The organism is Labilibaculum manganireducens (assembly GCF_002843385.1).
GTDB lineage: Bacteria > Bacteroidota > Bacteroidia > Bacteroidales > Marinifilaceae > Labilibaculum > Labilibaculum manganireducens.
The window spans coordinates 108,682-122,092 of the sequence record NZ_MVDE01000007.1 but is presented as its reverse complement, the minus strand read 5'-3'; the positions used below and the strand labels follow the sequence as shown (position 1 = coordinate 122,092).

Genomic DNA, 13,411 nt, shown 5'->3' with positions numbered 1-13,411 from the left:
AAATGAAATACAGTTTATTATGCACTTTTCTTTTGCTTTTTGCATTCTTTAATACTTCGGCAAAAGTGTTTTTGCCGGCAATTATTTCAGATAATATGGTATTGCAGCAACAATCAGAAGTTAAATTGTGGGGCAAAGCCTCATTTGGAGAAAAAATAAATATAAACACCAGTTGGGGAAAAAATTACTTTACCACAAGTGGCAAAGATGAAAAATGGAGTCTTATTATAAAAACGCCCAAAGCATCAATCAACCAAACCATTACCATAAAAGGTGAAAATACCATTGTTATTAAAAACGTATTAATTGGTGAAGTATGGTTATGCAGCGGGCAATCAAATATGGATTTTCCGGTAGACAAAAAACTCAGATGGCAAACAGGGGTCGTCAACTATGAGGAAGTTGTTCAGGAAGCCAATTATCCTGAGATCAGATTATTTCATATCGATCAAAAATTATCACCCGAGCATGAATTGGATAGCTGTAATGGGCATTGGGACATTTGCAATAGTGAATCCGTAAAAACGTTTTCTGCTGTGGGCTACTTTTTTGGACGTAAACTTTACCAAAACCTCGGTACTCCAATAGGTCTAATTCAATCTACATGGGGAGGAACTCCTGCCGAAGCATGGACAAAAATGGAGGTGATGGAACATGATTCTGTTTATGCCGCTTTAATTAAAGAATTTTATTCTTCGAGAGATCATTACCCCGAAGACCTACAGCAATACGAAACAAATCTAAAAAACTATGAGCTGGAAGTTGCCAAATTAGCTTCTGATAATACGGATAAAAAGATAAAGAAACCATCCAAACCCAAAGGTATCTATCACAACAAGGCTCTTTCAACATTATGGAACGGGATGATCCATCCAATTATTAACTATTCCATAAAAGGTGTGGTTTGGTATCAGGGCGAATCCAACTCCATCAGATATAATGATTATCAGCATGTGTTCACCAAAATGATTAAAAGTTGGCGTACAGAATGGCAGCTGCCGGAAATGCCTTTTTACTTTGTACAAATTGCACCCCATTACAAACAACCGCCACAAATTCGTGAAGCTCAGTTAAAAGCATGGCAATCAGTAAACAACACAGGAATGGTAGTGATAACCGATGCCGGAGATTCAATTAATATTCATCCGCGTAACAAACAAATTCCAGGAGAGCGTTTGGCAAACTGGGCTCTGGCAAAAACATATAAAAAGAAAATACCCTATTCAGGACCAAGATTTGTATCCATGAAAATAAAAAACCATCAGGCTGTACTGTCTTTTGATTTTTGCAATAACGGACTTATGTGCCCAAATGATTCCATAAAAGGTTTTACGGCAGCATCTTCCAATGGTGTTTTTTATCCTGCCAAGGCGACAATAAATGGGGGAAAGATCATTGTATCATCAGAACAGGTAAATAAAATTGAAAATGTAAGGTATGGATGGGACAATTTTTTTAGGGCTGATTTATACAATATAGAAGGACTGCCTGCATCTCCTTTTAGAACTGACACTACAAAATAAAACAATAATTATTACAATATGAGAACAATAATTCTTTATTCACTACTCCTGATAAGTCAGCTTACACAAGCACAATCAACAGCTGTTCAGTTTGCCGATTCGGAGATGAAACGATTTCCGGAAGCCTGGCAGTTGGATCATGGTAAGAGATTGTATTTTGGTTATTCGCAGGGCTTGGGATGCCTTGCAATGTTGAAAGTATGGAAGGCAACCGGCAACAGAAAATACCTCGATTATGTCATCAAATGGGCCGATTCGCTTATAAATGAAAATGGAGAGATTCATTTATACAAAGTTGAATCGTATAACATCGACTACATTAATTCCGGGAAAATTCTTTTTGATGTATATAAAGAGACTGGAAATGAGAAATATAAATTAGCCATGGATCGGCTAATTCAACAACTAAAGATGCATCCCCGAACACACGAAGGAGCTTTTTGGCACAAGCTTATTTATCAGCATCAGGTTTGGTTGGATGGTTTATATATGGGAGCTCCTTTTTTAGCTCAGTATGCTGTTACTTTTGACCAACCGGATTTGTTGGATGATGCTATTAATCAGTTTGTAATATGCGCCAAACACACCCGAGATGCGAAAACAGGTTTGTATTACCATGCATGGGATGAGAGTCATAATCAGAAGTGGGCTGATAAAATAACCGGTCAGTCACCAAATTTTTGGGGAAGAAGTATGGGCTGGTGGTTTATGGCTCTGGTTGATGTATTGGATTACGTTCCTGAAAATCATCCGCAAAGAAAAAACTTACTGAATATTATTGATGGTGTGGCCGAAGCACTGTCGAATTATCAGGATGAAACAGGATTATGGTATCAGGTTTTGGATCAGGGACATAGAGAAGGAAATTATTTGGAAGCTTCTGCTTCTTCGATGTATATGTACGGTTATGCAAAAGCTGTAAATAAAGGCTACATCGATAAAAAATACCGAAAAACAGCACTTAAAGCTTACAATGGCTTGATGAAAAACCTGATTGTAAAAAATGAGGATGGCACATTAAGCTTAACCAAATGTTGTGCCGTTGCTGGTTTGGGCGGAAAACCATATCGAGATGGCAGCTTCAATTACTATGTCAACGAAAGAATTAGAGATAACGACAGCAAAGCCACTGGGCCATTTATAATGGGATGTCTGGAGTTGGAGAAATAAAGAATCACTAAAAAAAATAAAATGAAATTATTCACGAAATATATCTGGTTTATACTTTTAGCGGGTTGTTCCATGGGGGGACAAAAGCCAGAAAATGAGTCTTATAGATTTTCATATTTGTATGAAAATTTACCTTTTAACATGCCTTTCGTTTATGCACCGCAGTTTCCCGATCAGGAAATAAACATTACCTCCTTTGGAGGTATTGGTAACGGGCAATTCAAAAATACAGTGGCATTTAAAAAGGCCATTGATGATTTGGCTGAAAAAGGTGGTGGAACTTTGCTTGTTCCTCAAGGGATATGGTTAACAGGACCAATTGAACTGAAGAGCAATATTAATCTTCGTCTTGAAAAAGGAGCTTTGATTCAGTTTAGCCGGGACTTTAACGATTATCCATTGGTGGAAACCAGTTTTGAGGGACTTGATACACGTCGTTGTCAATCACCTGTATCAGGAAAGAATCTTAAAAATATTGCGATAACAGGACAAGGATGCATTGACGGATCCGGAGATGCTTGGCGACCAGTAAAAAAACAAAAGGTTACAGAGAGTCTGTGGAAAAAAATAACAGCAAAAGGAGGCGCTTATAAAAGAAGTGATTATTGGTTTCCCAGTGAAAAATCGCTTAAAGGTGATGGTGTAAGCAATATGAATGTTCCTAGGAACTTAAAGACAGAGGAAGAATGGCAATCCATTAAAGATTTTCTGCGTCCGGTTATGATTAGTTTGATTGAATGTGAAAATGTGCTTTTGCAGGGAGTCAGCTTTTCAAACTCTCCAAGTTGGAATATACATCCGTTACAATGCAAAAATATAATTATTGACGACATAACGGTAAGAAATCCATCGTTTGCGCAAAATGGTGATGGACTTGATTTGGAATCCTGCGAAAATACCATTATTGTAAATAGTAAATTTGATGTTGGTGATGATGGTATCTGCATTAAATCGGGAAAAGATGAAGATGGACGCAAACGTGGAATTCCGACCGAAAATGTGATTGTTGATAATTGTTTTGTGTATAAAGGCCACGGTGGTTTTGTGGTTGGTAGTGAAATGTCCGGCGGGGTTAAAAATATTAAAGTTAGTAACTGCTCGTTTTTAGGTACTGATGTTGGATTGCGTTTTAAAAGCCGAAGAGGAAGAGGCGGTGTTGTTGAGAACATATATGTTTCAAACATTAGCATGCAAAATATTGTTACCGATGCGCTTTCTTTCAATTTATATTATGGCGGAAATTCACCCTCTGCAGAGCTCATAGGAGACAAAAAGTCTGATGTGGAAGCAACAAATATCCCTAGTGTAAATGAAGAAACGCCAAGTTTCCGTAATCTTTATTTTAAGGATATTGTTTCTGTAAATTCACGACGGGCTATGTTTTTTAATGGTCTGCCGGAAATGAAAATCAGTGGTATTCAAATTGAGAATGTTTATATGTCGGCTCAATTGGGTGGTAAATTCTGTGAAGCGGAAAATATTAGCTTGAAAAATGTTTCTATTTCGCCGCTTTCGGGACCGGCTGTAACCGTCGAAAATGTTTCAAACATAGAGTTTGATAATGTTTCATATCCTGATAGTTTGAAAACAGGATTGGAAATCTGGAATACTGACATCAATCAGATTAAGGGAATAACAGGCAGTTTTCCAAAAGATAAAATTGAATTGAAGAACTGATATTAATAGAATAGAAAATCAATTAATAATTAGAAAAACAGACAGATGAGTTGGAAACAAATAAGTTTAATAGGAATATTCCTGATGATATCTATTTCAAGTATGGGGCAGGATTTTGAGCCAGATCTTTCGAAGTGCGATTGGATTACTGATGTAGGGGCTAGAACACAACCAGTTTCAAGAGGAGTAATCTACAATCCTTCTGATTTTGGAGCCGTTGGAGATGGAGTAACGTTGTGTACCAAATCCATACAGGCATGCATCGATAAATGTGCTGAATCGGGAGGTGGTGTTGTTCGATTTAAAACAGGTATCTACCTTTCAGGATCGGTATTTTTAAAATCAAACGTAATTCTCGATATTCCTAAAGGAGTGCAGATTTCAGGAAGTCAGGATCTTAAAGACTATAAAGAAATTCCAACAAGAGTGGCAGGTATTGAAATGGATTGGCCGGCAGGATTAATTAATATTATTGATCAGCATAATGTGGCCATTACTGGTGATGGTGTGGTACATGGAAAGGGTAAAGTATTTTGGGACAAATATCACAGCATGCGGGACGAGTATAACCCGAAAGGTTTGCGTTGGGTTGTTGATTACGATTGCAAAAGACCAAGAGGTATCATTATTGAGAATTCAAAAGATGTAACGCTGAAAGATTTTGTATTGTATCAGGCTGGTTTCTGGTCTGTTCATATTTTGTATTCGGAGTATGTAACTGTTCAGGGGATGACAATTAATAATAACATTGAAGGGAAAGGACCTAGTACCGACGGAGTTGATATTGATTCATCAAGCAGAATTCTGGTGCAAAATTGCTATATAAATTGTAACGACGATAATTTTTGCTTAAAAGCAGGCCGGGATTCTGATGGTTTAAAAGTAAATCGTCCGTGTGAATATATTGTGATTCGTGATTGTATTGCCGGCCGAGGCGATGGTTTGTTTACTTGCGGAAGCGAGACCTCAGGGAGTATCAGAAATGTACTGATATACAATATGAAAGGATTAGGAACTAAATATGGTTTGCGTTTTAAAAGTACTTCGCAAAGAGGGGGTACAATCGAAAATATTTACATGTATAACATCCAAATGGATGGGGTAAGGGATCCGTTTGTTGTGAACTTAAATTGGAATCCATCCTATAGCAATTCAAAATTGCCAGAGGGTTATAATTATGAGGAGTTACCGATTCATTGGAAAAAATTATTAGGGGTAGTACCACCTGAAAAAGGCATGCCTAAATTCAAAAATGTGTTTTTTGAGAATGTACATGCAATTAATGCTCAAACGTGCATAAAGGTAACCGGTATGGAGGAAAGTACCATTGATAATTTTCAGTTTAAGAATGTTAGCTTCGAAGGTGAGAATGCAGGAAATATATCCTTTGCAAGAAACTGGAAGTTTACTGATTTTAAAGTGCGGGGAGTAAAAGAAAATAAGTTAAAACTTAGCAATAATAAAGATGTAAGTATTAAAAACTAAGTTGCTATACACAATGGATTTAGCTTTTAGTATATCTAAGTAAAGGAAAAGAGGCTGTCTTAAATAGATGGTCTCTTTTTTGTTTTCAACTATTTTGTAACGGTTCCACGCAGTTCTGACGGATTTTGTCCTACTTTTTTCTTAAATATCCGGCTAAAATAATGAATAGACTGAAAGCCGAGTTCGTAACTGATTTCTTTCATCGATTTATTGGTTGTTAGAATCAGTTCTTTTGATCTCATGATTTTTAAATCCAAATGATATTGGTGGGGGGAGATCCCTGTATATTTTTTAAACATCTTTCGAAAGTAGGAATATCCAATGCAATTATCTTCTGCAAGTTTTTGAAGATCTACCTCTTGTTCAATATGTTCCCGCATGTAAAAACGAGCTTCCTGAATCAGCTTTTCAATAGGTTTTCCTGAGAAGTTTTTTTGCTTTTCCCAGGCAACTATACATCCCAGTAATTTAATCACCAGTCCGGCAGCAATGTGCTGGTTTCCTGGATCTTCATTTCGAACCAGCTCGAAAATTTTGTAGTAAGTATCAATAAAATCTTCGCGCACACCGCAATGAATAACCGATTGTCCTTGCAGAATTTGATTTTCCTGCAAAAAGTGGTTCGCAAACATGCCGTCAAAACCAATGTAATGTTCAAGCCAACCTTCATTTTTGGTAGGTCTGTAGCGATGCCATTCCCCTTTTCGGATAATTAGTAATGAACCAGGCTTAACCGCAAATTTTCCCCGGGCGTTTTCGAGTGTCCCTGTTCCTTTTGTAATGTAGTTAATCTGATATTCATTTAGAGTGCGCCCTTTGGTCCATGAAAAGTGATATCCACTGGGATGTTCTGCAGAGGGATAGCTGATTCCTGAGGGGACTTTTGATTTTCCGGCCACATTTAAATAGAGTCCCCAATCCTTGTCTTCTTCACTTGCAGATATGTATTTGAAAAAATCTTCCATTATTGGTCCAAAAAGTGCAAATGAAACGCCAGTTTGTGTATTGAAATTATGTAGGTGTCAATATACATTTGTGTTTCATATTATCAGAATATAACAAAAACAAAAATACCAATTAAATCAAACTAAATCCGAAAATATGCACGCGTTATTAGGAATTATTTATCATTCATTAGGTGGAGTCGCATCAGGTAGTTTTTACATGCCTTTTAACAAAGTAAAAGGCTGGGCATGGGAAAGCTTTTGGATTGTTGGCGGTTTATTCTCATGGTTAATTGTACCACCAATAGCAGCATATTTAACGATCCCAGGCTTTTTTGACATTATCTTAGCCAGTTCATCCCAGATTTTTGCTCTTACATTTGTTTTAGGTCTTTGTTGGGGAATTGGCGGCCTTACTTATGGTTTAGGTGTTCGTTATTTAGGCATGTCATTGGGGAATTCGGTGGTTCTTGGATTTTGTTCAGCTTTTGGCGCAATCGTTCCTTCTATATATTACAATATTAATCCAACAGCGGGGAAGGTTTCTTTTACCGATATGTTGGCTTCTTCAGGAGGACAATTAGTGTTAGTTGGAGTAGTTGTTTGTCTTGTTGGTATTGCCTTGTGTGGTTATGCAGGAATGTTGAAAGAAGGTGAGTTAAGCGAAGAGGATCAAAAAAAGAGTGTTGCAGAGTTTAGTTTGGTGAAAGGTTTAGTGATCGCTATTTTATCTGGTATCCTTAGTTCATTCTTTAATTTTGGTATTGAAGCAGGTAAAACCATGGCCGAATCGGCAGCCTTATTACCCGATTATTTATTCGAAGGTTCAAGTCACTTGTTTCAAAACAATGTATCATTTGTAGTGATTCTTTGGGGTGGTTTAACAACCAATTTAATATGGACTACCATTTTAAGCTTAAAAAATAAGTCATATAAAGATTTTGGAAATAAATCGACACCTATCCGAAATAACATCTTGTTTTCAGCACTGGCCGGAACTACATGGTTTCTTCAGTTTTTCTTTTACGGAATGGGCGAGAGCAAGCTTGGGAATGGTGCAAGTTCCTGGATTCTACATATGTCCACCATCATTCTAACCGCTAACATGTGGGGAATCTACCGAAATGAATGGAAAGGAGTAGCCCCTAAAACCAAATGGACGATAACTATCGGTATTGCCGTAATTATTGTTTCCGTGGTGATTGTTGGTTTGGGGAATGCAATGTAAATGACATTTTTTTTAAGTTTTAGAGAATATTAATTCAGATGATTCACCTGTTTCTGTTGAATTAGAAGAAGTATTTTATTTAGAATATATACGTGTTATGGCAAATAAAGAAATGATTAAAAAGGCCTATGAGTTGGCCAAGGAGCAGTATGCTGCTTTAGGTGTTGATACTGAAGCTGTATTGAATAAAATCAATGAAATTAAAATCAGTCTTCACTGTTGGCAAACTGATGATGTATCGGGTACTGAGAATCCTGACGGTCAACTTTCCGGAGGTATTCAGGCTACAGGTAATTATCCTGGAAAAGCACGTAATATAACTGAAATTATGGCTGACCTGGAAAAGGTAATGTCATTGCTGCCAGGTAAGCAACGCGTAAACGTACATGCTTTATACGGTGACTTCTCTGGTGGAGCTGCTGATCGTGATGCTATTGAAGTAAAGCATTTCCAAGGCTGGATAGATTGGTGTAAAAAGCAAGGTATTGGTATGGACTTTAATGGTTCATTCTTCTCTCACCCTAAGGCTGACAGTGGATTTACCTTATCTTCTAAAGATGAAGAAGTACGTAAATTTTGGGTAGAACACCTTAAGCGTACACGCGAAATTGCTGCTGAAGTTGGTAAACAACTAAAAAGCCCTTGTGTATTGAATACCTGGATTCCTGATGGATCTAAAGATACCCCGGTTGATCGTAACGGAATGCGTTCACAGTTGACTAAATCTCTTGATGAAGGTTTCGCAGCAGAATTTCCAAAAGAATACATGAAGGATGCTGTTGAGAGTAAAGTATTTGGTATTGGTGCTGAGTCTATGACTGTAGGTTCACACGATTATTACCTGGGATATGCTATCAAGAACAACAAAATGATTTGTTTGGATAATGGTCATTTCCATCCAACAGAGGTTGTAGGCGATAAGATTTCTTCGTGTCTTCAATTTGTAGACGAAGTATTACTTCACGTGACACGTCCTGTTCGTTGGGATTCTGATCACGTGGTAACACTTAACGAAGAAGTACAAACAATTGCTTCTGAAATCGTACGTAATGATTTTATCAGTCGTGTAAATGTAGGTCTTGACTTTTTTGACGCTTCCATCAATCGTATTGGTGCTTATGTAGTAGGAACACGTGCAGCACAAAAAGCGTTTATGATTGCTATGTTGGAGCCTACTTCTACATTAGTGAAATATGAAGAAAACGGGCAGAATTTTGAACGTTTAGCACTTCTTGAGGAGTTGAAAACAAAGCCATTTGGTGCTGTTTGGGATTACTACTGTTTACAAGAAGGTGTACCTGTTAGCGAGGATTATATCGCAGAAATACAAGCTTACGAAAAAGAAGTTTTATCTAAAAGATAAGTAGAAGGAGCTGGATGATGAAACACATTTGTTTCATTATCTGGTTCGCTTTTTTATAGAATAAAAATTACAATGGATGGAGATTAAAGTAATCGCAGTTTTTGATATTGGCAAAACCAATAAAAAGATTCTTCTATTCGATCAGGTGTTTAATTTAGTTTATCAATACGAAGAGAAATTTTCGACTACCGTTGACGAAGATGGCTTTGAATGTGATGATATTCAATTGATTCAAAATTGGATGGTGAATACTTTGAGTGTTCTTGTTGAGGAAGGAAAGTTCGATATTCAGGCCATTAATTTCTCAACTTATGGTGCATCTCTTGCCTTTTTAAACAAAGAAGGTAAATTAGTAAAGCCAATTTACAACTACCTAAAGCAAGTAAATCCTGAAATTCAGGAATCACTATTTCAAGAATACGGTGGAATGGATGAGTTTTGCCGTCAAACGGCCAGCCCGGCTTTGGGATTGCTTTTAAATTCCGGAATTCAAGCACTTTGGTTAAAAAAAGAAAAACAAGATATTTGGGAAAAGGTGGAGAATGCACTTCATTTTCCACAATATCTTTCTTTTGTTTTAACCAGACAGATCACTTCTGAACCAACCTCTATTGGCTGTCACACTTTTATGTGGGATTTCGATAAAATGCAATATCACCCATGGCTAAAAAAGGAAGGCTTAAAATTGCCAAAACCTGTTAATAACGATCAGGTTTATCCTGCTCTGATTAAAGGAAAAGAAATTAAAACAGGAGTTGGTATTCACGATAGCTCCGCATCCTTGGTTCCTTATCTTCACAACTCAAAAGAAGATTTTATTCTTGTTTCCACCGGAACGTGGTGCATTAGCATGAATCCATTTAACGATGAGCCTTTAACAAGCGAACAATTAAAGAACGATTGTTTGTGTTTTCTGACTCCTGAAAAGCGACAGGTGAAGTCATCACGATTATTTATGGGGCATTTTCATGAAACGTGTATTGCCAGGCTCAATCATCATTTTAATGCAAGTGATAAGTATTTTCAAAATATTGATTATTGTGAAGATGCAGTAAATTCCATCAACTTAAAATTCGGTAGGGCTTTATTGTTTTTCCCCGAAGGAATTGAAAAATTTAGTGAAGGACTCGAAAAAGTGGATTTATCTGTTTTCGCAGATTATGATGAGGCATACACTCGCTTGGTAATGGAATTAACCCGGTTGTGTGTTTGTTCTATAGAACTTGTTATTCCGAAAAAGGATACAACAAAAACGATTTACGTATCAGGAGGTTTTTCGCGAAATAAAATATTTGTAAGTCTTCTTACCAATTACTTTACGGATAAAAAAGTTCGTACTTCTGAAATTGATAATGCAAGTGCACTTGGAGCGGCTCTGGTAATTGCCGGAAATATAGAGGGTTTTACGACCAATAAAATTGAATTAGAATCAAAATAAAACATAACAATCTCAAAATAAACAAAAATGAATACTTGCAGACGAATTTACTTACCACCTTTAAGTTTGGTAGGCCCAAATGCTTTACTGGAATTAAAAGATGAACTGGCCGCCAGAGGTTTTACAAAAGCTTTATTTGTAACAGATGAGGTTTTGGTGAAGATTGGTGTAGCAGAAAAAGTGGAAGATGTACTAAAAGGAGCTGGCCTGGATTATGTGACTTACAGTAGTGTAAAGCAAAATCCAAATACCGAAAACGTAAAGGAAGGTTTAGCTATTTTAACAGAAAATAAATGTGATTGTATCATTACCTTAGGTGGTGGTTCTCCTCAGGATTGTGGTAAAGCTGTTGGTATTTTAGCAACCAATGGCGGTTCTGTTGAAGAATATGAAGGAATTCATGTTTCAAAAAAGAAATCTTTACCGATAATTGCAATCAATACAACTGCTGGTACTGCAAGTGAAATTACGATCAACTATGTGATCACCGACGAAAAGCGTAAAGTAAAAATGGTGATGGTTGATAAAAACTGTTTGGTAGATATTGCAGTTAATGATAGTATGTTAATGCTAAATAAACCTGCCTCTTTAACAGCCGCAACAGGAATGGATGCCTTAACTCACGCAATTGAAGCTTACGTAACTGTTGGTGCTTTTGAATGGTCAGATACGCTTGCATTAAAGTCGATAGAGCTAATCGGCAGTAGTTTAAGGGATGCGGTAAAAGATGGACAGAATATTGAAGCAAGAACTAAAATGGCTTGGGGACAATTCATTGCCGGACAAGCATTTTCAAATTGTGGATTAGGCTATGTACACTCTATGGCTCACCAGCTGGGCGGAATGTACGATTTGCCTCATGGTGTTTGTAATGCAATTCTTTTGCCTTATGTAGAAGAATTTAATGCAGAGGTATGTGGCGAAAAATTGGGTAAGGTAGCAGAAGCTTTGGGTGCTGATACAACAGGCATGTCGGTAGATGAAAAGAAGAAAGCGGCTATTGCAGCTATTAAAAAATTGTCGAAAGATGTTGGCATTCCTGCAGGATTAAAAGAATTGAATGTTGATCCGAAGGACTTTGAAGCGATGGCGAAAAATGCGATGGCAGATGTTTGTACTGGAGGTAACCCAAGAGAAGTTTCCTTGGAAGAGACCATTAAGATTTACGAAGCAGCATACTAAAAAGAAATTATTTAAATCTTGTGTCTTGATATTTGCGTCTTGATACTAACTTATAAAATGATGAAAAATTTTAATCCGAATTTATTACATCCAAAAACTCAGTTAACACAAGTTATTGGTAAAATTTACAGAGATGGAATGACCACCACATCAGGAGGGAATATTTCTATCATGGATGAAAATGGCGACATGTGGGTAACCCCATCGGCTATTGATAAAGGCAAATTGACCGAAGATGACATTATTTGTGTAAAAAAGGATGGATCGATTGTTGGCAAGCACAAACCTTCGTCGGAATATCCTTTTCACAAGGCAATATATGATGCTCGTCCTGAAATAAAAGCAGTAATTCACGCGCATCCGCCGGCATTGGTTTCTTTCAGTATTGTTCGGGAAATACCAAATACCAATATTATTCCTCAGGCTAAAAAAGTATGCGGAAAAATAGGTTATGCAGAATATGAATTGCCGGGCAGTGAGGCTTTGGGAGCAGTAATCGCGAAACAATTTATTGGCAGCGATTATATGGCCGTAATTATGGAAAATCACGGTACTGTTTTGGGTGGTACAGATATGCTGGATGCTTATACTCGTTTTGAAACATTGGAGTTCTGCTGTCAGACCATCATTAACGCTAAGGGAATTGGGAATCCAACTTACTTAACCGATGAGCAAATTAAAGCCTACGAAGCTCAAATGCCCGAAGTTAAAGACTGTAATACCAATGTGGTAAATACAAGCATCGAAAAAGCGCTTCGATCGGAGATTGTTGAATTTGTTCACCGTGCTTGTCGTCAAAATTTAATGATCAGTTCTTTTGGAACAATCTCGATGCGTGCCGAAGGAAACGATTTTTTGATTACTCCAACAGGAATAGCCCGATGGGATCTTAAAACTGAGGACATTGTTCAGATTAAAGATGGTAAACCGGAGGAAGGCAAAACACCAAGCCGTTCAACCAAGTTGCATCAGATGATTTATGAGCAAAATCCAAATGTGAATACAATCATTATTACTCAGTCTCCCTATTTAATGGCTTACGGTACAACAGGCGTTAAATTTGATGTAAGAACGATACCAGAAAGCTGGATTTTCTTACAAGATGTACCTTGTTTGCCAATTGAAACACAATTTCAGGGGAATACTACAATTCCCGAAATGATTTGCGATACAGTTCCTGCTGTTTTGGTTGCAAACAACTCATTTTTGGTAACTGGTGGCTCTATGATGCAGGCATTCGACCGACTGGAAGTAGCTGAGTTTAGTGCTAAATCTTTAGTGATTGGTGCTCCTCTTGGCAAAATGGTTCCTATTAATGATGAGCAGGTTGAAGATTTGAGAAAGAAATTCTTAAGTTAATTTGAATTAGTTTTATATAGCAAAAAGATGAACTCAACGGTT

10 protein-coding genes are annotated in these 13,411 nt (G+C 37.2%); 9 read left to right on the top strand and 1 reads right to left on the bottom strand.

Features of this window, described 5'->3' with window-relative positions; all coding sequences use genetic code 11:
- The first annotated feature begins 2 nt into the window (after nt 1-2).
- Genes BZG01_RS21775 through BZG01_RS06765 form a run of 4 tightly spaced genes read left to right on the top strand, consistent with a single transcriptional unit; the run spans nt 3 to nt 5,855 of the window.
- A complete protein-coding gene (locus BZG01_RS21775; protein ID WP_218973033.1) occupies nt 3-1,523 on the top strand; it encodes a sialate O-acetylesterase in 1,521 nt (506 codons plus the stop codon).
- A gap of 18 nt (nt 1,524-1,541) precedes the next feature.
- A complete protein-coding gene (locus tag BZG01_RS21770) occupies nt 1,542-2,693 on the top strand; it encodes a glycoside hydrolase family 88/105 protein (RefSeq protein ID WP_218973032.1) in 1,152 nt (383 codons plus the stop codon).
- 21 nt (nt 2,694-2,714) lie between these two features.
- Nucleotides 2,715-4,370 (top strand): glycoside hydrolase family 28 protein, encoded by a 1,656-nt coding sequence (locus tag BZG01_RS06770; protein WP_218973031.1) that lies wholly within the window; start codon nt 2,715-2,717, stop codon nt 4,368-4,370.
- A gap of 45 nt (nt 4,371-4,415) precedes the next feature.
- Complete coding sequence (locus BZG01_RS06765) at nt 4,416-5,855, top strand: glycoside hydrolase family 28 protein (RefSeq protein ID WP_101309060.1); 1,440 nt, start codon at nt 4,416-4,418, stop codon at nt 5,853-5,855.
- Nucleotides 5,856-5,944: 89 nt separating this feature from the next.
- On the opposite strand, the gene BZG01_RS06760 is transcribed toward BZG01_RS06765, so the two are convergent.
- Nucleotides 5,945-6,820, bottom strand: a complete 876-nt coding sequence (locus BZG01_RS06760; RefSeq protein WP_101309059.1) for an AraC family transcriptional regulator — start codon at nt 6,818-6,820, stop codon at nt 5,945-5,947.
- A 136-nt stretch (nt 6,821-6,956) separates the two neighbouring features.
- Here BZG01_RS06760 and rhaT point away from each other — a divergent pair, with 136 nt between their 5' ends.
- The 5 genes from rhaT (at nt 6,957) to BZG01_RS06735 (ending at nt 13,369) form a co-directional block, all read left to right on the top strand.
- Nucleotides 6,957-8,027 (top strand): L-rhamnose/proton symporter RhaT, encoded by a 1,071-nt coding sequence (gene rhaT, locus BZG01_RS06755; RefSeq protein ID WP_101309058.1) that lies wholly within the window; start codon nt 6,957-6,959, stop codon nt 8,025-8,027.
- A gap of 97 nt (nt 8,028-8,124) precedes the next feature.
- Complete coding sequence (locus tag BZG01_RS06750) at nt 8,125-9,390, top strand: L-rhamnose isomerase (RefSeq protein ID WP_101309057.1); 1,266 nt, start codon at nt 8,125-8,127, stop codon at nt 9,388-9,390.
- 76 nt (nt 9,391-9,466) lie between these two features.
- Nucleotides 9,467-10,828 carry an FGGY-family carbohydrate kinase gene (locus BZG01_RS06745; protein WP_101309056.1) on the top strand — a complete coding sequence of 454 codons (1,362 nt, stop codon included), beginning with the start codon at nt 9,467-9,469 and terminating at the stop codon, nt 10,826-10,828.
- Nucleotides 10,829-10,855: 27 nt separating this feature from the next.
- Nucleotides 10,856-12,010 carry an iron-containing alcohol dehydrogenase gene (locus BZG01_RS06740; RefSeq protein ID WP_101309055.1) on the top strand — a complete coding sequence of 385 codons (1,155 nt, stop codon included), beginning with the start codon at nt 10,856-10,858 and terminating at the stop codon, nt 12,008-12,010.
- Nucleotides 12,011-12,070: 60 nt separating this feature from the next.
- Complete coding sequence (locus BZG01_RS06735) at nt 12,071-13,369, top strand: class II aldolase/adducin family protein (protein WP_101309105.1); 1,299 nt, start codon at nt 12,071-12,073, stop codon at nt 13,367-13,369.
- Nucleotides 13,370-13,411 lie beyond the last annotated feature (42 nt).